This window comes from Halobacteriovorax sp. GB3 (assembly GCF_028649655.1).
GTDB lineage: Bacteria > Bdellovibrionota > Bacteriovoracia > Bacteriovoracales > Bacteriovoracaceae > BSW11-IV.
Window position 1 is genome coordinate 1,453,719 of the sequence record NZ_JAQSLN010000003.1, and the last position, 22,245, is coordinate 1,475,963.

Consider the following 22,245-nt stretch of genomic DNA (forward strand, 5'->3'; position numbering starts at 1 on the left):
TAATGGCTGAATTGATAATCACTTCCTGTGTTATAGATCACATTACGATGTGACCCTTGCAAGTATTATGAGTTATAAGTATTGAAATAGAAAGGAAAAACTGGAATTTTTTGCCGGTTTTAAATTGACGAATTTGGTTGGATTTTTTAGACCAAGGAAATGGTAAGCCTTAGCTTACCATGTCCTCAGGTGTTTCAAATACTGTTCTTAATTTAGCTTTTAATTTCATGATGGCCTGAGTGTGTAATTGAGAAACACGAGACTCTGTTACATCTAAAACTTGACCAATTTCCTTGAGATTTAAATCTTCAAAGTAATAAAGAGAAAGTACAAGTCTTTGCTTTTCAGGCAACTGCCCAATCCCCTCTTTGATCTTATCTCTCATATTTTTACTGCTTACAGCAGAAAATGGATTTGCATGCTTACTATCTTCCATTAAACCAGCGAAGAGTTTCTTGTCTCCTCTATTGAAAGTGGAAGAATCATCAATATTTAAAACTGAAACTGATTTCGACTTAGTAAGAAGATCGTGAAACTCTTCTTGTGAAACATTAAGCTCTTTGCACATCTCTTCATCTGTTGCAGGTCTACCGTGCTCAGATTCTAGTTTTGCATAAGCTTTTTCAACAAGCTTCGCCTTCTCACGGATACTTCTCGGAACCCAGTCCTGAGCTCTAAGCTCATCGAGGATAGCTCCTCTTATTCTGAATTCTGCATATGTTTTAAATTTATTATCTCTCGATGGATCAAATTTTTCGATTGCATCCATAAGGCCGATTACACCACATGAAATGAGGTCGTCCAACTCGATATTTGCAGGAAGTCTTGAAGCAATTTTTTGTGCAATATATTTAATCAGTGGAGCATACTCCACAACGATTTCATCTTTTACCTTTGGTTCGATCGTTGATCTATAATCCTTTAGGTTCTTGAGCTTCTTAGTTAGAGAAGACATTTAGCACTCCTTAGCAAATTGTTGGTTGAACATCCTGTTTCCCACTTCGGGAATTAGCAAAGGGCATCTCAAATTTCTCTTTTGAAGAAATTAGAGTACCAAAGTTCTCCTCGGTGAACCTATGAACGACCTTTATGAAATTTTTGTGGATGGCAGAATTTGCCGAACCAAAAAGTGTCTGGTCAAATTTATCGACTGCGCTGACTTCATAACCAATACTTCCAAGAACGTTTACACGTCCTCCAAGAAAATGATCGATTGTTTCACTCAAAGTCTTTACAATTTTTTGATATTGACCAAGACTAGAAACTTTATTCACTAGTAAGTGATTATGCTTTACGCCATATTTATTATTGAGAATTTTGATAAGAGAATAGCTATCTGTGATGGAAGATTTATCTGGAGTAACTACGACAAATCGATAATCACTATAAGCATTGATTGTCAGTGTATCTTTTTGAAGACCTGCGGGACTGTCTAAGAGAATAAAATCAAACTCTCTCTCATGACCTACGATGACATCAAGAATGATTTTTTCAAATTCTAGTTTATTTTCAAAGAGCTCTAAATTGCCGTTACACCCACTAAGAAGATGAAACTGACCATCTTTATGAACGACCTCTTCAAAAGTTTTTTCGGCCTTTATAAGCGCTGAGAAATCATCATTTACAGGCAATCCTAGCTTGACAGCAGTGTTAGCAAGATTGAAGTCACAGTCGATTAACAACGTTTTGTAACCTTGAGCTGCTAGAGTTTTTGCAATTTTCAAGGCAGCTGAAGTCTTCCCCACTCCACCTTTTCCAGCAGTAATTGAAATAGTAGTTGCTTTACCTTCTAGTTTTTTATCGCTAAAGCGCGATTCGCCTTCATAGCGATTTTGTGACAATAGCCAGTCACTAACATTCTTTCTCGACATCCTGTCTCCAAAAAAAATTTACATCCATCCTAGATGTGAATTAATTTAACTGAAAAATACCTGCTAAAACTCTCTCAGCTGTTGCTGACTCAATATCATCAGGTACTACTTCACCAGTCCCAAAAAACTTAAATGGGAGATTTTCAACTTCAATCGAAAGATTGAAAAGAGCTCCAAAATTTAAACAAAGATCGAGATTTGATACAATCATTCCATTTGCTAAACTTCCATAGCGTGAAATGACTTTTCTATTATATATCTCTGAGTGAATGGCCGATAGTGTGATCAATACTTCCACATTCTTGAAAGCTCTTCTCATACCGTCGATGAACTTCTTGATATCATTAAGATCTGAGTTCATATTTTTATAGTCAATGAAAACTGACTTACCATTTTCGACCGATTTTCTTGTTTGAGAAACAATTTCTGCAATCGAATCGACAGTAACGACATCAATTCCAAACATTTTTTCAGTAAAATCTGGTCCCTTCTTTTCTCCAACTTTCAGATTGCGAATAATCACGGCATCAGACTTTAAGGCCCCAAGTTTTTGAACCATACTCGTTTGACCACATGATGAATCTGAAATCATCACAGTTACAACTGGAGCGTTTTCTTCAGTAAGTGAAGAAAAAAGAGGCATGGCCGTCTCTACTTCCCCAAGCATCTCTCTAAGAGCAAATTCAAAGACGATATCAGGGTTATCTTGATCATCTTCTGTAAGTTCAAATGTTGCTTTTTTAATAATACTTCTAATGAAGTTATCGCTAATATCTAAACTTTTTAGGGTTGTTCTCAACTGATAAATTCCACTCGCTTCTTTCTTTTCGAGTTTTTCAACATTTTTAGTCAGCGCATATAGTTGTTTTTCTAGTTCATCAATTTTCTTTTTCTGAACTTCAATCTCTTCATTTGAAACATTTGAATGCTGATTGTTGTGCACTTCTACATAATCATTGGAAGCACGACGTGGTTCTTCATATTGGTGAGGTACAGAAGTTTCTTCCATCATCGCATCTTCGAATGAATCAAGACTCATTTGTTCTTGTTCATTAATTTCACTTTCTTGTTCATGGCTTAAAAAATCATCTAAACTACTTTTAAGTTTTGAAGAAAGGTCTTTTGCCTTAGTTGCAACTGAGTTAACTTGCTTATTAAGACCAGCTTTACCATAACCAACAGTTGAGCTCATAGATTTTTCAAGTTTCTGATTTTCAGAATGCCCATCAATCATGTTTGAAATATAAGACGAATCATTTGAATAGAATTGTTCTTTCTGTTCACTTGAAAGAACTTGATCCACTCTATCTTTTTTCACATAGCTTCTTTCAGAAATTGCTGCTGTGATTTCAATTTTTTTCTTTTTAAATGCGCCCTTCAAACCTTTGTTCGTAATAGTTTTTAGGATAATAGCATCTGGACCTAATTGCGCTTTAATGTCTTTAAGCGCCTCATCAAGCGTATCTGCTTCAAATTTTCTTACATGCATCTTACAACCTCACCGTTCCAAGAGACCTAATATTTGCGTCTGGACTCAATTCATTATGACTTACTACAACTAAATTTGGGATGAACTTTTCTGTTAATTTCTTAAAGTGATTTCTAATCACTGGAGAGCAAAGAACAATCATTTTCTCTCCCATATTCGTTGCCTCTTCTATTTTCTCATTAAGACTTGCAAGAATCGTCTGGGTAATTTTTGGGTCTAAAGAAAGTTGTTGACCATGTTCAGTTTGAATTAAGTTACCAGCAATAGATTCTTCAATATTTCTATCAAGTGTAAATAGTGGAATTTCCCCTGCTTCACTCTTAATCGATTCCGTAATTGTTCTATAGAGCGACTGTCTAACATACTCTGTTAGAAGTTCTGGATCTTTCGCAGAAGTTCCATATTCAGAAAGCGCCTCAAGAATTGTTCTTAAGTCTCTAACTGATACATTTTCTCTAAGTAGATTTTGAATAACTTTTAAGATCGCACCAAGAGGAAGAATATCTGGTACAAGATCTGAGACAAGTTTTGGATTTGTTTCTTTAAAGTTATCAAGAATTCTAACAAGCTCTTGTCTTCCAAAGAGTTCTTGTAGATTTGTTTTAAGAATTTCTGTGAGGTGTGTGGCAACAACTGTTGATAAGTCGACAACAGTATAACCATTGTACATGGCATCGTCTCTTTGCTCTTCAGAAATCCATACTGCAGGTAATCCAAAAACAGGTTCAATAGTTTCGATACCATCGATTTTATCAATAACTGTACCTGGATCCATTGCTAGGAAGTGATCAGAAACCAATTCTCCTTGAGCGACTTCAATTCCTTTGATCTTGATACTATACCCTCCTGGCTTAAGTTCAAGATTGTCCTTAATTTTAACAGAAGGAATGATTACACCCCAGTCTAAAGCGAATTGCTTTCTCATATGTGTAATTCTTTCAAGCAGATCACCATTTTGTTCAGCATCGACAAGGCTTACAAGGCCATATCCAACCTCTAGCTCAACGAGTTCTAGTGTCAGAAGGTCTTCAAGATTATCTGGTCTAGCTTTCTTCTCTTCAACATCCATTTTCTGAGCTTCTTCTTTCTCAATAACATTCGACTTTTCCATTCTATTTGCCAGATAAGCTAAAAAAGCCCCTACTGTCATAAATGGAATTTTCGGAAGTCCAGGAATTAAAGAGAAGATGAAAAGAACTGCTGATGCTATATAAACAGCTTTAGGATGTAACTTAAATTGTTGCCCAACTTGAGTACCTAAGTTTGTTTCACTTGTATTTCTTGTGGCAATGATACCAGCTGCAGTAGAAATGATAAGAGCAGGAATTTGAGAAACAAGACCATCTCCAACAGTAAGGAGTGTGAATGTTTGAGCGGCAGATCCAACATCAAGCCCATTTTGTGCAACACCAACAATGATTCCACCAATAATGTTAATGGCCGTAATCATAATACCGGCAATGGCATCTCCTCGAACAAACTTCGAAGCACCATCCATAGACCCGTAAAAGTCAGCTTCTTCAGCAACTTCGGCACGTCTACGTTTCGCTTCACGATCATCAATGAGACCAGCATTTAAGTCAGCATCAATGGCCATTTGCTTACCTGGCATGGCATCTAATGTAAATCTTGCAGCAACTTCAGCAACACGCCCAGCACCCTTTGTGATTACCATAAAGTTGATAATAACAAGAATGATAAAGACGATGATACCAACAACAAAGTTCCCTTCAACAACGAACTCTCCAAATGAGCGAATGATCTCACCAGCAGCACTCGTACCATCACTACCACCTCTAAGAAGAATATTTCTTGTTGAAGCGACGTTAAGTGACAGTCTAAATAATGTTGTTACAAGTAGGATCGAAGGAAATGTAGAAAAATCAAGTGGCTTCTTAGTATAAACAGATACAAGAAGAATAACGACAGATGCCGATAGTGTAAGGGCCAGAAGTAAATCTAGAAAAAACGGATTTACCGGTACAATCATGACAGAAAGAATTAACAATAACCCTATAGCAATCGCTAAATCAGAGTTTTGTGTTAAGGCTTTCAATTTATCAGCAAAATTCCCTTCCATAATCTACCTACCCTAGGGCCTTATTTTTTCTTTTAAGCTTGTAAACAAATGCCAGAACTTCAGCGACAGCTTTATAAAGCGTTCTCGGAACTGGTTCATTCTCTTTAACTGTTTTAAATAGTGCTCTTGCCAGAGGAACATTTTCAACAATTGGGATATTGTGCTCCTTAGCAATTTCTCTAATTCTTAATGCAAGGTGATCAGCACCCTTTCCCATAACCATTGGTGAAACCATTGATTGATCATCATATTTTAAAACAATACTAATATGAGTTGGGTTCGTTACGATAACATCAGCGTTTGGAATTTCAGAAATCATGCGTTTTTGGGCCATTTCACGCTGAACAGCACGAATCTTTTGCTTAACTTCTGGGTTACCATCTTGCTCTTTCGACTCTCTCTTTGCTTCTTCTTTTGTCATCATCAGTTTTTTCTTGTAAGAGAATTTCTGATAAGCAAAATCGCAGACAGCAATAATAAGAAGTCCAAGAAGAATACTCATTCCAAGCTTAGCAAGAATATCTTTTCCGTAGATGAAAGCTTGGAAGAAATCCATGTGAAGAAAACCACCAAATGTTTGGATATCATCTTTTATAAATCCATATACGATTGCCATAACGAAGATGAATTTAAAAAATCCTTTTATCGCTTCAACTACAGACTTCATTGAAAATAGCTTTTTTACACCTTGTATTGGATCGATTCTTTCAGGTTTAAAAGTTAAAACTTCAGGAGAAAAGAGAAAACCAATTTGCGCGACATTCATCGCAACACCAACACAAAGAGAAACAGCAAAAATTGGTGCCACACTTTTAATTCCAACAAAAACAGTTTTTGTTATGATTGTTTTAAATGCCTTTTCTTTGAATGCATTTGATACATCCAACATATAGAGCCATTCAATATATTCAGTGAATACTTCATAGACATAGACAAGCGAAAGAGTAAGCGTAAGAATACACGCCGCTAAAACAATAACGCTCGTTAATTCTTTAGAAGAAGCAACCTCACCACGCTTTCGGAATTCTTCAATCCTATGGGCGGATGGGTCCTCGGTTTTTTCCTGATCTGACTCTTCGGCCACGTTTTACACCTTTACAGAATAAGTAGCTGGAACCAATCTCCAAGCTTTTCTGTATATATCTTAAAACCTACATGGAAGAACTCTTCTGATGTAGCAAAGAAAACTAACAATCCCAGTCCAATGTTAACTGAGAAACTGACCATAATAATATTCATCTGAGGAACAGTTCTAGCGATAATCCCCAAAATTGTATTAATCAGCATATTTGTAAAAATAAGAGGAGAAGCAAGCATTAGAGCTGCAGAGAAAATCCCCTTAAATAGATCCATAAAGAAGATATGGCTACTTGCCATCTTCCCAAGAGAATAAGCATGAACAGTAAAAAATGATGAAAACACACCTTTAAACATTGGGATTAAAGCGCCACTTGAAACAATAATGATCAGAATCGACCATTGAATTAATTTTTCGAATGGACCAACTTGTTGACCCGAACTTGGATCAAAGTAGCGAACGGCTGCAAAACCAATTTGCTGAGTAATAATCGAACCAGCTGAAATATAAATTTGCATGATTGACTTCACAAGGTAGCCAATAGTAATTCCAATAATAGAATAGATAATTGTCAGCATCGTAAAATGATCAACACCAACATAAGCGATATCTCTTAAAATCTCATTTTGAATATATGGAAAAAAGCAGTATGTAATAAGTAGTGTAGAGAGAATTTTTACAATCCCAGGAATTGGAAGATTGTCATAAATAGGCAATTGAAAATTGATCGCTAACATCTTTGTGAAAGCGAGCCAAAAAGCGATAACAATAGAAATGTCAGTAATCTGAATGTCTATCATTGGCCTCTTACCATCTGAGGAATACTAATAATAAGATCCCTCGTAAAAGTTGTTAAAGTATCTGAAATCCATGGAGCACTTAAGGCAAGTAGTCCAACGATAACAAGAATCTTTGGGATAAATGAAAGTGTTTGCTCGTTGATCTGAGTAACAGCCTGAAAGAGCGATACAAGAATACCCATAACAAGTGATCCTAAAAGCATAGGAGCTGAAATCATTAGAGCAACTTTAATGGCTTGATTTGAAATATCTGTAAAGTAATCAATACCCATTATAAATCCTTAGTTAAATGATCGCAGGAGTGAACCTGTGACAAGTTGCCATCCATCGACGAGTACAAAAAGTAAAAGCTTAAATGGTAGTGAGATAACAACTGGTGGTAGCATCATCATTCCCATTGCCATGAGAACAGAGGCGACAACCATATCGAGAATCAGAAATGGAATATACAATAGAAATCCAATCTGAAATGCTGTTTTAAGTTCCGAAATAATAAAAGCAGGAATTAAAAAATGTATTGGAACATCATTAATTGTTGTTGGTTGAGTTTCACCTGTTACATCGTAAAAAAGGGCAATATCAGCTTTTCGAACTTGCTTATTCATAAAACCACGAAGACTCTTTTCAATTTGATCGAGAGCAACAGTCGTTGTAATTTGCTTTTTCATGTAAGGAGAGACCGCTTTGTAATAAATATCTTCACCCGTTGGTCTCATAACGAAAACAGAGAGAAAAAGAGCAAATCCAATTAGAAGTTGGTTTGGTGGCATACTCTGTGTACCAATGGCCTGTCTCATAAAAGAAAGAACAACAATGATACGAGTGAAGCATGTACATAAGATAAGTACAGCAGGAGCAAGAGTTAAGACCGTGAAAAGAATTAGTACTTCAATAGTATCAACAAGATCAACACCTTGACCGAAGTTGACAGAGAGACCCGGTAGCCCCACTTTGGCCTGTGCCAAAACAGAACCAGAGCCAAAAAGCCCTAATAGAAAAATCAATAATTTAGTTAACTTCCATGTTTTCATTCAAGCTTCCCTGCTCTCCCGAAATCTTCCTATTGGAAAGATTTCAGTCCCTTAACCTTGGACTTAATTTGATCAGATAGCTTTACCTGATCACCTACTGGATTATTTTGCAAAAAGTTTGCCAGGCCTTCCCCTTGTTCTTCTTCAGTAACCGGAGCCTGTACTTCTTTCAATTTAAAATCTTTTTGTGAATGCTCAGCGAGCCCTAAATTCGTATCAAAATTATCTCCGGCGATTTCCTTTTCACCTTGCTTGATAAGTCCTGTTACATCATTAATTTCACCAAGAGCTTGAAGTCCTTGCTCTGTCGATCCAACTAAGAAGACCTGATTATGAGCTTTGATCATCATGACGCTTCTCTTAGGAGCAATATAAGTTGTATTTAGAACCTCAACTAACTTAGTATCATTTAAAAAACCAAGTTTTCCTTTTTTAAGAACACCTTTTCTCATTAAATTCATGACAGCATAGAAGCCTAAGATAATCAGAGCTAAGAAAGCAACAATCTTTGAAACATAAGACATTAGAGAGAAAGACTCACTCTTACTTTCTTTCGTCTCTTTTGCAAAAGGAATTGTTGATGACATCTTTGTGCTAACAACATCTTTAGAGACAGCTTTATTCTCTACTTTTGTCTCTACTGTCTTAGCTGCCTCTGCAATTTTTTTAACTTCTTTATCTTTGATAAGTTTCTCTAGATAACTCTCATCAAATTTTTCGAGTTTATTAGAATTGGCACTGGCAGTGTTCTTTGAAACAACTGGAATAGACTTAGTTTTAGCCATTGTCGTTGGAAGAGATAAGACAACATTATCATCATTTAGAGTTAAACTGACTTGATCTTCCTTTCCTTTAAGTGAGTAAGGAAGAATCGCTCTAACTCTAACGAGCTCTTTATTAAATTGGTAGGCCATTAACGTTGTATCAAAGTTATTTGAAACCGTTACTTTCTTTTCAATCTTCGGCCATACAAATGAACTAGGAACTACGATTTGAACAATATTGTCTTTGATCGTTAGTTCTGGAGTTTCTTGCATCTCACCATTCATTTGAATTTTAACATTCGCCTTATCAGCACTAATTTTTTCGAAGTTTAGCGACTTAATTTCAGTTTTTGCCAAACTTACGTTAGTGATTAAAAGTAAAGATGATAGAAAAGTAAGTGTCTTTTTCATGTCAATTCCCATTATTTCAATGTTTCAATTCTCTCGATTGGGCTAATAATATCAGTCAGACGAATACCAAATTTTTCGTTAACAACAACAACTTCACCCTTAGCAACAAGCTTTCCATTCACAAGAATTTCTAATGGCTCACCGGCAAGTTTATCAAGTTCTAAAACAGAACCCTGTCCTAGTTGTAACAAATCTTTGATAACAACTTCTGTTCTTCCAAGCTCAACTGTTACCTTGAGTGGAATATCGAGAATAAAATCTAAATTTTGTACCTTTAGTTTATTAAGCGCATCATCTCCAGCTTTGACTTCATCAGCAAGCTTTTGAACTTTCACAGCATTGATTGATTCTACGTTGTCTTGATTTTCAAGTTCATTCATGGCCTAACCCCTTATTCGTCCAGTACTTCGACTGGTATACTTTTATCTACATTTGTTACTTGAATGGCCCTATTACCCTTATGAGTTCCAATAAGGCATTTCATTTTTTCTACACCTTGAACCTCAACACTCACTTCACCTGAAGCTTCTTGATTGAGTGGGATAATATCCCCTTTCTCAAGAGTGATGAGGTCACCAACAGTCATGTCTGCTTCACCAAGCTTAACGACAAGCGTGGCCATGGCCTGCTTGATATGTTCGTTCATTGCCTGAGTCCAGATACTGTCGGCCATATCATTATCAGTTTGAAAACTTGATGAAAGTTTTTGCTTAATTGGTTCAATTGTAGAATACGGAACAACGATCATGATTGTTCCAGAAGCTGACTCAAACTCCACTTCTAGAGTCGTTGCGATAATTACATCAGATGGAGGAACAACCCCAACAAATTGCGGGTTAATTTCTGTTCTAATGTATTGAGCATCAATTCTATGAACTGGCGCCCATGCTTCTTCAAGATCTGAAATCGCCATATCCATAACTTTCTTCATGAAAGAAAGTTCAATCGATGTAAATTCCTTCCCATCAATTTTTGTAAATGGTCGATCTGTTCCACCGAAATAAGAATCAATGATTGCGTAAGCTAGTTTTGATTCGAAAACGAGAAGTGCGGGACCTCTAAGTTCATTGAACCTCATGATACACATGCATGAAGGAATCGGGAGTGTGTTTACAAATTCACCGAACTTCAAAAGGTCTGTTGAAATCATCGAGATCGTAGAAATTTTTCTAAGAGAGTTAGAAAGTGATACCCTGAATGATCGAATAAATCTCTCGTAAATAATTTCGAGAATAGGCATTCGACCACGAATAACACGGTCTTGGTTCGTTAGATCATAGGGCTGTATATTTTCATCACCCTCATCGGCGCCGAAATCATCATCGCCTCCGGCCATGAAATCATCATCATCACCATCACTAACGGCGTTCAATAGAGCATCGACTTCTTCTTGACTAAGTACCTGTGCCATACTCTCCCCTCCTGGGAAAATTTAGCAACTAACAATCCTTGTTAGTTTAGTTAATTTGAAAACTGACGTAATAAACGTCAACAACCTTTCCTTTAACGAGAAAAGAATTAATTGCTGCTTTAATCTCTTCTTTTAAAAACTCTTTCCCTTGAACCTTTAATAGGTCTTCTGGTCTTTTAGAGTTAAGGATCGTAATGATCGAGTCTCTAATTTGAGCCTTTCTTTGTTTAACTTCATTCTCATCAGATTCATCACTAATTCTGAGTACAAGGTTTGTTCTAATGAATCTCTTAGGTCCATCACCTTGAGCAAGGTTTGCTGTAAAGCCACCTTCAATTGGAAATAGTTTTCCACCAATCTCTTTAGCTTCACCAGTCATTTCAGATTTATCAGAATCAGTATCTTTATTCGCCTCTTTCACAATGTCTTGAATAGAAGGCATACTCGAAATCTTTTTGTGATTTTCAAATTGAAAATAAGCAATCACGCCAAGTACGATGACGTTTAAAATCATTACAATTGTTAGCAGGGGATTTTTTCCAGCAGGAGCCGGTTCACCTTGGAATTCTTCGTTAGCATCTCCATCTGCCATTTATTCACCATCCTGGTTTAAAAAATTATAGGAAAAAATTTCGACTGTTTTCCTACTACTGTCAAAAATTATACAAATTGCGGCTTCAAGATTCAAGCCCTAGATAGATTTGCTGGCAGTTTTTGCCGAAATTCTTTGATTTTCTTCAAAATAAACGTCAACTGTTTGACATCACAGGCCCTGGTGCACTCTGATACCCTATAAAAATGCTCAGACTTAAAGCGATTCTCGGGCCATATCAATAAAGCTTCGCACTCTTTGTGGTAAAAACTTCGCTGATGGATAAAGAAAGTAGTAGTGATATTGTTCACTCGTAAAACTTGGAAGAACTCTAAGAAGACGTCCTTTTTTTACATCTTCTAAGCAAATAAAATCAGGAAGAGAAGCTATTCCTTTTGCATTAATTGCTAACTCTTTTAATAGCTCCATATCATCGACCTTAACCGATGTTATCAAATCACTAATAAGATAAGTCGCATCGCCTTTCATTAACTCTATTTGCTCTTTTTGTCCTGTATAAAGAAGAAACTCCGCATCACCAATCGTTTTAAGAGATAAAGAGCTTGAGAATGTATTTAAATACTTTGGAGATGCATAGAGATGGGCACTTGAGCTAAATATCTTCGATTGAATAAGGCTCGACTCTTTCAAGGGTCCAACTCTAACGGCCAAATCAATACCCTCGATAGCAAGATCAACCAGTCTATTTGTTGCCATCATTTCAACTTCGATGTCTGGGTATTTCTTTTTGAATTCTAAAACAATGTCCATTAATAAAAAACGAACAACATCTCTAGGTGCAGTTATCTTCAATGTTCCCGATACATGCTCTTTTGATGTTCCCAGTTCTTCATGAGCATATTCTAGCTCGGAAATAGCATTTTCACAGCCTCTATAGAAGCGCTCCCCCTCAAGAGTTAATGATATTTTCCTTGTCGTTCTTGTTAATAGAGTTACGCCAAGTTTTTGCTCAAGCTGTGAAACCCGACCGCTTACAGTTGTGACTGGCATATTCAATCTCTTAGCAGCTAGTGTAAAGCTTCCAAGTTGAACGACCTTAATAAAGACATAAATTCCATCTAGATACATACTTCTAATTATACGGTATTTCGTAAAATAACTACAAGAATATACGACTAATAGAATTCTATTTTTCCGCATATGATATCTAAACACTTAGGAGGAATTATGAAAAAACTAATTACACTTTCACTTATTGCTTTAATCGTTACATCTTGTTCAAGTATTCAAGATAAAAAAGAGAAATCAAATGCTCAAGTTGTCGTTGATTTCTATGACATGGCCTTTAATAAACATAAACCAAAGCTTGCCGCCGATACATATATTGGAGACAAGTACATTCAGCACAACCCTTATGTTCCAAACGGAGCAAAGCCATTCTATGGTTATTTCACTGGCTACTTTAAAAAGAATCCAGATTCTAGTGCGAGTATTAAAAGAGTCGTATCACAAGGTGATCTAGTAATGATCCACGTTCACTCAAAACAAAATGAGAAAGATAAAGGCAAGGCCATTGTTGATATTTTTAGACTAGAAAATGGAAAGATTGTTGAGCACTGGGATGTTATACAAGAAGTTAAGACTGATACAGCTAGCGGAAATAGTATGTTTTAAAATAAAAAAGGCACGCATTAGCGTGCCTTCCTATTTGTAACAACCAAAAGGTTGAATTACATCATATCTTTCCAAGCTTTACCTGGCTTAAATTTTGGAAGAGTCTTAGCTTTAATTTTGATCTTCTCACCAGTTGCTGGGTTAACACCCATTCTTGCAGCTCTTTTAACTTTTGAGAAAGTTCCAAAACCGATAAGAGCAACATCGTCACCTTTCTTAACAGTTTTCTTAACAACGTCCATCATTCTGTTAAGGAAAAGCTCAGCTTCTTTCTTAGTTAGGTGGCTTAATTCTTTGTCTTTTAAGATTGCTTCCATTAGCTCTTTCTTGTTCATACATACTCCTAGAGGCTAGTGTTTATAGGGTTATAAGAAATTGTGTTCTCCAAGAGGCACTTTGACAATGGTTTTTTTTCTTTTTTTTGAATATTTTGAAAAAAGGAATTTTTAGAGGTTTTTTTCTTGCCAAAGATAGAGTTCTTCCTCTATGGCAATCCTTAAAGACTCCATCCAGCCGTGCAGTACGCTATCGATATCAAATGATCCATCAACATTTTCATAAACAGATTGCAATAAAACTGGAGAAAGCTTTTTGTAAAACTCTTCTAAATCAGGAAGTTCAAAGCGAACAAAATGCTTCTTGGATAGAATATTTAAATTGTTTTCTATCGTTAAAATATCTTTGATCATTTCTTTTATAGAATCTTTATCAAGAACACTTTTGAGATCATTGCAAAAGGCGATAATAATTTCGTATTCAGTAATTAGACCTTCAGTCTCATACTTTACAAAGTCACTCAGAGAACTCGTTTGATCAAATTCACCGTGACCAACTCTTTTTGTGATTTTATTACCTAGATTTGAATACGTTAAATCTTCCATTGATAACCCCTTAATCTTATTTAAATATAGATTGCCGTCGATATCAAATAAAAAAGGGCCGATTGCTCGGCCCTTAATAGAAAATTTAGATTAGAAGACATTCTTAGATGTTAATTTTTCCCATCTCTTTTAGCTTTGAGATAATTTTTTCAAAGTGATCAAGAGGGTAAGCTCCTCTAACAGGAACACCATTAACTAGGAACCCCGGAGTCCCCTGCATTCCAAACTTTGCAGCTTCTTCAAGGTCTTGTTTAATTCTATTTTTAACTGCCTCAGAATTAATATCTTTAGCAACTCTATTCATATCAGCTCCAACTTTCTTTGCCATAGTTTTAAGAAAGCTTTCTCCCATTTGAATTTTTTGCTGGTTAGCAAAAAGAAGATCGTGAAATTCAAATGCTTTTTTCTCATCTTGAAGTCTGATCGCTTCATAGTATTGAGATGCAATCATTGCTTGCTTATGAAAACTTAGTGGAAGGTGCTTATAGATAAATGCTACTTTACCTTCATATGTTTCAAGTAGTTTCTTAACTGTATCAAAACCTCTTGTACAGAATGGACACTGAAAGTCAGAGTACTCAACGATTGTAATAGGAGCATTTTTAGTTCCTCTTACAGACTCGTCTTTTCTAATCATTGGCTCTAGTGGTTTACTAAAACTCTCATCAAATCTTTTCTTTTCTTCATCTTCGCGCTTTTTAGCTAGCTCTTGTCTAGCACTGTTAGCAGCAGTTTGAAGAGCTTGCATAATCTTTCCAGGATTAGCTTCGATAGCTTTTACAAGAATATCTGGATTCTTTACCAATGCTTCTTCTAATTGTTTTTCAGAGACGTTACACCCAGTCATTGCGAAGGCAAGCATTAGAGTAGCAACAGAGATCAACTTGTTCATTAACAAAACCCTTTGTTAAAAATTGTTATTTTAAAGAGAATATTAAATCAAAATGGTAAATTAGTGAATGGGAAACATCATTCCTTAACTTTTTTCCTGGAAATCATCAGAAACTTTCTTTAGAAAGCGATTTAATTTACGCGAATAGTCCCTCACATAGTAGTAACCCACGAGATGGACTCTTGCATCATACTTACCTTTAATAAAAGACCTCATTGTTGCAAAGAAACCAAAGGAGGCCCCTGCAACCTTATTATAAAGGTGAAACACGACTAAAAAACTCAAGCATACATGCACAACCATGATTCCATAAAGAGTATTTTGAAATTCAACTCCAAGTCCTTTTAAAAAATAAGTAACTTCTTTATTTGTAGATATTGTCTCTCTCGCAAGCTCAATAACTTCAGAGTAAACATCAATTGAGATTGTGTAGGTAATAAACAAAGTACCAACAGAGAGAAGAATAATCGCAAAAGCATAGTGAAATAGAAAATTCTTTTCTAAAAATGGGCGATGAATTTTTGTAAATTTCTTTGGAATCTTCAGCGTAATCGATCGTTCATTTTCATAAAAGCTTTCGATCGTATTAAAGAACCACTCACTGAAGTTACTCAGTAGCTTTAAATCGGTGAAAAAAGCGGGGTCATAACTTGGGCTCTTTCCATCTAAGTAGTCATCACAATACTTTGCAATAGCTCTAAAAGGTCTAAGTAAGAGATCCGAGATATACATGCTTGTAAACACAACAAATATCAAATAGAGAGAAATCAGTGGAAATGTCTCAATCGCCCTTCTCGACACAAAATCATAATAGATCGATCGAAACTCCGGAAGATTTGTGTAACCGTGAGACTCAAAAAAAAGAAGAGTAATATTTAGGTTTACCGCGATGAAGTAGAAAGCTATTAAGAAGGTAAAGAAAGTTATCCCAGTAATTTTTAAAGTTGTTAGAAGTCTAAATTTGATTTCTTCATCTTCTAATGCTTTTTTAATATTAAAGACAACCCATAAATCTTTAAAGATCTTAGATGATAAGGTCCATAACTTCTTCACTAAACACTCCCTCAATATGTTTTCTTTTCGGGAGAAGAGGCCCTAATCATAAGAGAATTTGACATTTTTTTCAGTTTTGACCGGCTAAATGTCAAAAAATTCAATTAAATTAAAAATAAGAGTCAAGTATTTGCCCACATTACCGATATGGATTTTGTATAGGATTAAAGTCCCTCCCGGGATAAGGAGAGAACAAATGCAAGTCCGTAAGTTTGGCGAAAAAACCAGAATTACAGCTATTATTTTTCTACTACTGACACTTATGGTCTCTTGTGGGAAAAAGAATGTTGTTAGTTCATCTAACTCAGGTAATCTTTCTGGTTACGATCCGAATGTTAATACAGGTGGAACAGTAAATTCTAGCGAGATTTTAAGCATTATCAATCAAGTCTCTTGTACGCAAGGAACAAGATTAAATAATGTATATACTTATAACACTTCTGCTTCAGGAACGAGAACGACTCTTGCTGGAAACTTTGCAGAAGGACCTATTTCAGGTCCACTTTCAAAGATCTTCATTGGTGCAAGTATCTATGGGGATGTACTCGCTGTTGCAAAAGTAACAAACGGATCATCTGTCGTAGGTTATAATGTTTTCGTATCATTATGTTCATATACTCCAAATAATTTTCCTTATGTCGTTAATGAAAGAACTCTTTCAAATTTTAGAGCCCCTTATGGGATTGTTCTTGATGAAGACAACCACTGTGGTTATGGAAGTGTAGATTCAGCTCAAATGACGAGAATACTTAATAGTGGTCTTGAACAATATAATGGTTCTTATGTTGGATTAAGCCAGACAGATATTGTCACCACATTTAGAAAAGTAAATTGTAATTAAAAAAAGCTCCCAACTGGGAGCTTTTTTAATATAACGTTACTAGTTTTAAGTCGGGAAAATAATGTTTTAATATCTGCTTGTATGTAAGATTCTTAACAGCAAGCCTTCTCGCTCCGATTTGACACATCCCTACACCATGTCCTAAACCTTGACCTTTGAATTTAGCAACTTTCTTTTTAAAGTCATATTCAAAATCAAAGTGGTTGGAGTCGACAATTGTTCTTCCAAAGTACCGCCTAAAATAGGCCTTCTTAATCTTGTAAGGACGATCTCCTACATAGACTCTAACAAAGTTAGAGCTCTCTAAAGAAGAAAGGAAACGAAAGTTAGTTGCAGTTAAGTCCTTTTTAAAATCGAGATAATTCTTCTTCTCCACCCATTTTAAAAATTTATAAAGCCTCTTACTTGAAATTGTTCCATTCCACTTATTCTTGTCTTCACAAGCGCCACAATGAACAGCTTTATAACCATCTACTTTATTAGTCCATACTTGATCAGGTCGCAGAGTTCGTCCTCCACAACTAGCATGGAAAAAGACAGGAACAACCTTTCCTTCTTTTGTTACTAATACCTCACCCTTTGTTTTATAGGAGGCCAAGGCCGTCTTCTTTGTAGAATCAAAGAAGTTGCCACTCACTTGATGCTTTTCAGAACTTTCAAGGTCATAATATCCTTCATGTCCTAAACTTCTTTTTACTTGTTTGCTGTAGATTTTATGAAGCGCATAACTTCTAGCTGCAACAGCTTGGGCCTTTAGTGATTCAACTGGCCACTTAGCATTCATCTCTTTAGCAAGAAGTGTTGAGATATAATACTCTAGAGGTATTTCATTGATTACATCACAGCTTTCGCTCTCGGGATTTGTAACAACGTGAAGCTTCCCCTGAAATTTATTTTTCTCTAAACTAATTAGTCCGGTTGGAGAACTAAGAGAAGCCAGTAAATGAGGACGCTTCAAAGTATCATTAGCCTCATTGTTCGTTGTAAACCGCTTACAATTAAAACGAATTCTCTTTCGACCAGAATATTTTCGATAATCATTTTGGCTATGAATTGTTCTCTGTAAATCAAGTCCGCTAACTTGAACTTGTCCAAGATTCTTAGCAACTTTCACTTTGATTGACATTGGCGAGTATGCCAATGCACTCATGCAAAAAAAAGCAGTCGCTATTAATAGAGATATTTTCTTATAACTTCCTGTCATAAATTTCCAAAGGTCTCATCATGAGACCAACAACAATACTCTAATATTTAATCAAAAAAAGAAATTTGAAGCAAGCTATCCTAAAGTTGCTCCATAACTTTTTGCATATCAATCCAAGTTGTTCTCTTCATACTTGGATTGATCTCTAGGAAATCGGGATGAAATAGTGGCACAATTGAATAATTATGTTGTCCACTCTTTCCATTTATTTGACCCTGAAAGTTTTGGCCATGAACAATTGAGAGCCTCTCCTTCCTTCCAAGAGCAAGGTTTAGAGCACTCGCTCCAAGAGTCATAACAAACTTTGGCTTAAAATACTGAATCTCATATGCCAGTTTTTCTTTTGATCGCTCATCACTAAAGAAGATACTTGATCGAATAAATCTACCATTAGCAATCTTCATTGCTCCGATCATCTTTCCAAGAAGATCTCGATCATTGTTAAAAAGAGAATGCGGAGGGAAGTCCTCACTCATCGGATCGAGAATATGTTTCTCTCCGTAAAAGAGAATATCAACTTGCTGATCAAAGTCCTCAAGTCCAGGAATCATATCCATTGTCCACGCAGGGTTGAGATCTTTTAGGTAATCGTTAAAACTGTTGTACTCACTAGCAAGTTTAAAGTCTGATAATTCTGGTTTTTCTTTCGAAGTCTTAGACAGTTCTTGAAATGAACTCTTCTTTTGTGGTGCAGCTGGCTCACTTTGGACCGTTTCAACTTTAGGGGCCATGACTGTCTCATTTACCGTTAATGCGACTTCCGGTTGCTCAGATGTAGCCAACTCTACTTTAACGACCTGATCTGCGCTCTCAGAGCGCTCTAGAGGCAAAGAATCTAAGAACCAAGGCGAGTTCATTAACTCTCCTGCAAAGTTCTTATTAAGCCAATGACGTTTAGACTCATGAGCTCTCAAGGATTTTAATTTACTGGCAAAAACTTCTTTCATATTTCTCTAATTATTGGGATCGGTAGGTAAATTATTACCCAAATTCTCATTTATTTCATCACTAGTAAAGAGATCCCCTAGAGTTCCGAATTGGTTTTTACTGGCACTAAAAATGCCTTTTAATTTCCAGTACTAAAGGGAGAATGCATGGCAGCAGATGTGGATTTTAAGTTCGAAACTTTTGAAGAATATTTCGGCGATGCTGAGCAAGTGAATAAAATAACAAATGAATGTGAAGTTTGCGGATCTAAACTCGTCCACACTCACCTGTCTGATTATAAGAATCTCTACGTTCAAGAAACCGCGAGATGTCCAGATTGTGGAAGTGGTGGTGGAAAGAAGATCCACATTCTTAACTAGACCTTCAAACATCTAAGTCCTGTCTATGACAGGACTTTTTTTATCGACTGGGCAACACTTCTTTTTACCATCAAATATTGTTCAATTTCATCAACATCCATGGCCGCAAGTTCAGCTTTCGTTATATCTAATCGTTTTAAGATCTCTCTTTTTGTTTTTGGTCCAATTCCTTCAACTTGATCTAACCAAGAACTAAATAGTTTTTTCTTTTCTTGTTTATGGTGAAGTCTTCTTGAAAATCTGTGCGCCTCATCTCTCATCTGTGTAACAATTCGAAATAAAGATTTACACCTTGTTAAAATATAGGGATTTGAGCGGCCAGGAATAATAAGCCTTTCTTCTGTCTTTTCAATATTCGTATCACGAAAAGAAGTTGTCTTATTTACTTTTGATTTAGCAATCCCGCAAACAGGAACATTCAATTCACACTCTTTTAATACCTCAAGGAACATACTAACTTGTCCCTTACCTCCATCGACGATAAAAACATCCGGTAATTTTCCATGCTTAACTCTTCTCTGGAGCATCTCTTTCATCATAGCAAAGTCGTTATTTCCCTCAGGTCTTTCTTCTAAATGATAGTGTCGATAGGATTTCTTATCGGGTTTTCCATCATGGAAGACAATTTGAGAAGCAGTTGGAGAACTTCCTTGAAAGATCGCAACATCAAAGCACTCAAGATAAACAGGGCGCTCTTTTAAAGAAAGAAGTTCTTTCAATTTATTAAGCCCCACATAGACACTTTCTTCATTCTTAACTCGAACGCGTTGGTGTTCTTTTGCGTGTTCTCTTGTTAATTTCATAAGAGAGGCATATTTTCTTCCCTCTCTTCTTACATCTACTTTTTGCTCAGAAATCTGGTTTAATGCATTAGAAAATACATCCACTCTCTCTTGATCGAAATCGCACACGATTGTTTTAGGAGGTGAATCATATGTTGAAGCATAATATTGAAACATAAAATTCATGACCTCATCAATAATCTCATCCTCACAATCCGCTTTTGGAAAATGAAAGTTTTTATGGCCTAAAAGAATTCCTCCTCTTGTCATATACAGAGAGATATCAACTTCAATATCACCATTATGAAAAGAGAAGACATCAATGTCTTTGTCGTCATCAAGTTCAGCATTTCTTTGGGATGAGAATTCAAGAAAACTATCAAGTGTTGCGATATTATCTCGAATCATTGCCGCCAATTCAAACTCTTCTCTTTCTGCGGCCATCATCATGCGTTCTTTTAGAATTTCAATTGACTCCTTTCCCTTGCCCTTAAAAAAACGAAGAGCATCTTCAAGATCTTTGTCGTATTTTTCTTTTTCAATATAATCAACACAAGGAGCACTACATTGCTTCATTTGATAAAGGAGACAAGGTTCTTTTCTTGAATTGAATTCTCGTAAATTACAATCTCTTAACTGAAATGACTTTGTAAGAATACGAAGAACCTCTGAAATATTACTACCGACAACAAAAGGCCCAAAGACTTCAGTATTCTTATTTCTCTTTGGTTTTCTTATATATTGCAGGCGTGGATAGGGTTCCGATCGATCAACTAGAACATAGGGATAAGACTTATCGTCTTTTAATCGAATATTATATTTTGGAGAATACTTTTTAATAAGATTATTTTCTAAGACTAGAGCTTCTGATTCATTCTCGGTAATAATAAAATCGATTTCATTTACATGACCGACTAAAATCTCAGTTTTAGGTGATTTAGCGGAGTTATCAAAGTACGAGCGAACTCTTGCACGAAGATTCTTGGCCTTACCAACATAAAGGACTACTTCTTCATCATTTTTTACCTTTTTAAGTAAATAACAACCCGCTAAGCGTGGGAACGTTTTTGACTTGTCTAGGAGTGTAGTCTTTATCCTGCTCAAACTTTCAGCCTTTACTTTATCGCCTATATTGAATATTCTTATGCCTTCAACTTTTAATTCTCCACCCAGAAAAAGGACATCCATGACGACACTTGGCGTAGGTAAAGAAGTTCTTTCTTATTGTAACAAATGTAAGCTTACTTTGGCACATTTGATTGTTGCAATGAAAGACGTCAATACAATTTATAAAGTAACATGTAAAACTTGTGGGAGTACTCACTCTTATAAAGATCCATCACAAGTTAAGGCCAAGAAAGTCACAGCAAGAACGAAGAAAGCTGCTTCGAGCTTAGGAAAAAAGAGAAGTTCAGCAACTTCTGTTTCAGACCTCTGGATGGAAGCTGTCAGCAATACCCAAACGAAGTCTCAATCGTATAGTATTAGAGCGAAGTTTGAGAAAGGTGATATTATCGATCACCCAAAATTTGGTCCTGGTGTAGTTGATCGCTTAATTGATCATGATAAAGTTGAAGTTATTTTTAGACACGACATTAAAACACTTATTCACAACAAATAAAAAAGGCCCCAAATATGGGGCCTTTCTTTTTTATATCAATTTTTTTTAAAATCTAACCGAGAACTGTGCTCCAATATTTCCCATTCCATACGATTGTCCACCATAGATTCCAGCTCCGTAACCATAGCCAGTATTTGCTCCACCATAGTACATCGAACGGTTCAAGTCAGAAGCTGCATCATAATAATTTTGCTGAAGTGCCTGATTTGCAATCTGATTATCCTGCATAACACCTTGTAGACGCGCCTGTCCTGCTTGATTTTGGGCCGCATTCGCCATTTGCTGAGTATATTGAGCTTGATATTGGTTGTAATAGTTTCCACCAGAGTTCCCCCAGTAGCTTCCACCACCAGAAATACCTGGATAAGGATACATTCCTCCAACACCAAGTTGTCCTCCTCCCATTCCTGGGCCTAGGATAACGCCTCCACTTCCACCTGGATATCCACCGATTCCACCAGGGTAACCACCGATGCCACCACCGACTCCACCGATTCCACCA

At 36.2% G+C, this 22,245-nt stretch carries 24 protein-coding genes and 1 pseudogene; 4 read left to right on the plus strand and 21 right to left on the minus strand.

The annotated features are described in order from the left end of the window. Positions 1 to 169 precede the first annotated feature (169 nt). The 13 genes from HBN50_RS13420 to HBN50_RS13480 form a co-directional block, all read right to left on the minus strand. The gene (locus tag HBN50_RS13420) at positions 170 to 955 is read right to left on the minus strand and encodes a FliA/WhiG family RNA polymerase sigma factor (protein WP_273870804.1); all 786 of its coding nucleotides are present in this window, start codon (positions 953 to 955) and stop codon (positions 170 to 172) included. A gap of 10 nt (positions 956 to 965) precedes the next feature. After that, entirely contained in the window at positions 966 to 1,871 is a 906-nt protein-coding gene (locus tag HBN50_RS13425; RefSeq protein ID WP_273870805.1) for an AAA family ATPase, read from the minus strand. A gap of 40 nt (positions 1,872 to 1,911) precedes the next feature. Continuing rightward, complete coding sequence (locus tag HBN50_RS13430; RefSeq protein WP_273870808.1) at positions 1,912 to 3,360, minus strand: hypothetical protein; 1,449 nt, start codon at positions 3,358 to 3,360, stop codon at positions 1,912 to 1,914. 1 nt (position 3,361) lies between these two features. Then, a complete protein-coding gene (gene flhA / locus HBN50_RS13435) occupies positions 3,362 to 5,440 on the minus strand; it encodes a flagellar biosynthesis protein FlhA (protein ID WP_273870811.1) in 2,079 nt (692 codons plus the stop codon). A 7-nt stretch (positions 5,441 to 5,447) separates the two neighbouring features. After that, positions 5,448 to 6,524: a flagellar biosynthesis protein FlhB gene (gene flhB / locus HBN50_RS13440; protein WP_273870814.1), complete on the minus strand. Its 1,077-nt coding sequence runs from the start codon at positions 6,522 to 6,524 to the stop codon at positions 5,448 to 5,450. Positions 6,525 to 6,535: 11 nt separating this feature from the next. Further along, positions 6,536 to 7,318, minus strand: a complete 783-nt coding sequence (locus tag HBN50_RS13445) for a flagellar biosynthetic protein FliR (RefSeq protein WP_273870817.1) — start codon at positions 7,316 to 7,318, stop codon at positions 6,536 to 6,538. After that, the gene (gene fliQ / locus HBN50_RS13450) at positions 7,315 to 7,590 is read right to left on the minus strand and encodes a flagellar biosynthesis protein FliQ (RefSeq protein WP_273870818.1); all 276 of its coding nucleotides are present in this window, start codon (positions 7,588 to 7,590) and stop codon (positions 7,315 to 7,317) included. The genes HBN50_RS13445 and fliQ overlap by 4 nt, the downstream gene beginning before the upstream one ends. 9 nt (positions 7,591 to 7,599) lie before the next feature. Continuing rightward, entirely contained in the window at positions 7,600 to 8,349 is a 750-nt protein-coding gene (gene fliP / locus HBN50_RS13455; RefSeq protein WP_273870819.1) for a flagellar type III secretion system pore protein FliP, read from the minus strand. A 29-nt stretch (positions 8,350 to 8,378) separates the two neighbouring features. Further along, positions 8,379 to 9,524: a flagellar biosynthetic protein FliO gene (locus HBN50_RS13460; RefSeq protein ID WP_273870821.1), complete on the minus strand. Its 1,146-nt coding sequence runs from the start codon at positions 9,522 to 9,524 to the stop codon at positions 8,379 to 8,381. A gap of 11 nt (positions 9,525 to 9,535) precedes the next feature. Further along, complete coding sequence (gene fliN / locus HBN50_RS13465; RefSeq protein ID WP_337961806.1) at positions 9,536 to 9,904, minus strand: flagellar motor switch protein FliN; 369 nt, start codon at positions 9,902 to 9,904, stop codon at positions 9,536 to 9,538. A gap of 11 nt (positions 9,905 to 9,915) precedes the next feature. Next, entirely contained in the window at positions 9,916 to 10,935 is a 1,020-nt protein-coding gene (gene fliM / locus HBN50_RS13470) for a flagellar motor switch protein FliM (protein ID WP_273870824.1), read from the minus strand. Between the two features lie 46 nt (positions 10,936 to 10,981). Beyond that, complete coding sequence (locus HBN50_RS13475; protein WP_273870825.1) at positions 10,982 to 11,527, minus strand: flagellar basal body-associated FliL family protein; 546 nt, start codon at positions 11,525 to 11,527, stop codon at positions 10,982 to 10,984. Between the two features lie 216 nt (positions 11,528 to 11,743). Next, a complete protein-coding gene (locus HBN50_RS13480; protein WP_273870827.1) occupies positions 11,744 to 12,616 on the minus strand; it encodes a LysR family transcriptional regulator in 873 nt (290 codons plus the stop codon). 99 nt (positions 12,617 to 12,715) lie between these two features. Here HBN50_RS13480 and HBN50_RS13485 point away from each other — a divergent pair, with 99 nt between their 5' ends. Further along, positions 12,716 to 13,162 carry a nuclear transport factor 2 family protein gene (locus HBN50_RS13485; RefSeq protein ID WP_273870828.1) on the plus strand — a complete coding sequence of 149 codons (447 nt, stop codon included), beginning with the start codon at positions 12,716 to 12,718 and terminating at the stop codon, positions 13,160 to 13,162. Between the two features lie 56 nt (positions 13,163 to 13,218). Here the strand turns inward: HBN50_RS13485 and HBN50_RS13490 are convergent, their stop codons facing one another. The 4 genes from HBN50_RS13490 to HBN50_RS13505 all read right to left on the minus strand — a co-directional run bounded on the left by HBN50_RS13490 (position 13,219) and on the right by HBN50_RS13505 (position 15,988). After that, the gene (locus tag HBN50_RS13490) at positions 13,219 to 13,497 is read right to left on the minus strand and encodes an HU family DNA-binding protein (RefSeq protein ID WP_273870829.1); all 279 of its coding nucleotides are present in this window, start codon (positions 13,495 to 13,497) and stop codon (positions 13,219 to 13,221) included. A 111-nt stretch (positions 13,498 to 13,608) separates the two neighbouring features. Continuing rightward, positions 13,609 to 14,043 (minus strand): hypothetical protein, encoded by a 435-nt coding sequence (locus HBN50_RS13495; RefSeq protein ID WP_273870830.1) that lies wholly within the window; start codon positions 14,041 to 14,043, stop codon positions 13,609 to 13,611. A 103-nt stretch (positions 14,044 to 14,146) separates the two neighbouring features. Further along, a complete protein-coding gene (locus HBN50_RS13500) occupies positions 14,147 to 14,935 on the minus strand; it encodes a DsbA family protein (RefSeq protein WP_273870832.1) in 789 nt (262 codons plus the stop codon). A gap of 84 nt (positions 14,936 to 15,019) precedes the next feature. Continuing rightward, positions 15,020 to 15,988: a hypothetical protein gene (locus HBN50_RS13505; RefSeq protein ID WP_273870834.1), complete on the minus strand. Its 969-nt coding sequence runs from the start codon at positions 15,986 to 15,988 to the stop codon at positions 15,020 to 15,022. A 196-nt stretch (positions 15,989 to 16,184) separates the two neighbouring features. Here HBN50_RS13505 and HBN50_RS13510 point away from each other — a divergent pair, with 196 nt between their 5' ends. Next, the gene (locus HBN50_RS13510) at positions 16,185 to 16,829 is read left to right on the plus strand and encodes a hypothetical protein (RefSeq protein ID WP_273870835.1); all 645 of its coding nucleotides are present in this window, start codon (positions 16,185 to 16,187) and stop codon (positions 16,827 to 16,829) included. Positions 16,830 to 16,854: 25 nt separating this feature from the next. Here the strand turns inward: HBN50_RS13510 and HBN50_RS13515 are convergent, their stop codons facing one another. Together HBN50_RS13515 and HBN50_RS13520 are read right to left on the minus strand one after the other, a co-directional pair. Then, positions 16,855 to 17,979, minus strand: a complete 1,125-nt coding sequence (locus HBN50_RS13515) for a SpoIID/LytB domain-containing protein (protein ID WP_273870837.1) — start codon at positions 17,977 to 17,979, stop codon at positions 16,855 to 16,857. A 134-nt stretch (positions 17,980 to 18,113) separates the two neighbouring features. Further along, a complete protein-coding gene (locus HBN50_RS13520) occupies positions 18,114 to 18,980 on the minus strand; it encodes a uracil-DNA glycosylase family protein (RefSeq protein WP_273870839.1) in 867 nt (288 codons plus the stop codon). A 147-nt stretch (positions 18,981 to 19,127) separates the two neighbouring features. On the opposite strand from HBN50_RS13520, the gene HBN50_RS13525 reads away from it, so the two are divergent. Beyond that, entirely contained in the window at positions 19,128 to 19,340 is a 213-nt protein-coding gene (locus HBN50_RS13525; protein ID WP_273870841.1) for a hypothetical protein, read from the plus strand. A 23-nt stretch (positions 19,341 to 19,363) separates the two neighbouring features. On the opposite strand, the gene uvrC is transcribed toward HBN50_RS13525, so the two are convergent. After that, positions 19,364 to 21,226, minus strand: coding sequence for an excinuclease ABC subunit UvrC (gene uvrC / locus HBN50_RS13530; protein WP_273870843.1), 1,863 nt, complete (start codon positions 21,224 to 21,226; stop codon positions 19,364 to 19,366). Positions 21,227 to 21,308: 82 nt separating this feature from the next. On the opposite strand from uvrC, the gene HBN50_RS13535 reads away from it, so the two are divergent. After that, positions 21,309 to 21,743, plus strand: a complete 435-nt coding sequence (locus HBN50_RS13535; RefSeq protein ID WP_273870845.1) for a hypothetical protein — start codon at positions 21,309 to 21,311, stop codon at positions 21,741 to 21,743. A 45-nt stretch (positions 21,744 to 21,788) separates the two neighbouring features. Here HBN50_RS13535 and HBN50_RS13540 read toward each other — a convergent pair. After that, positions 21,789 to 22,245: pseudogene (locus HBN50_RS13540) on the minus strand (hypothetical protein); the annotation flags it as partial.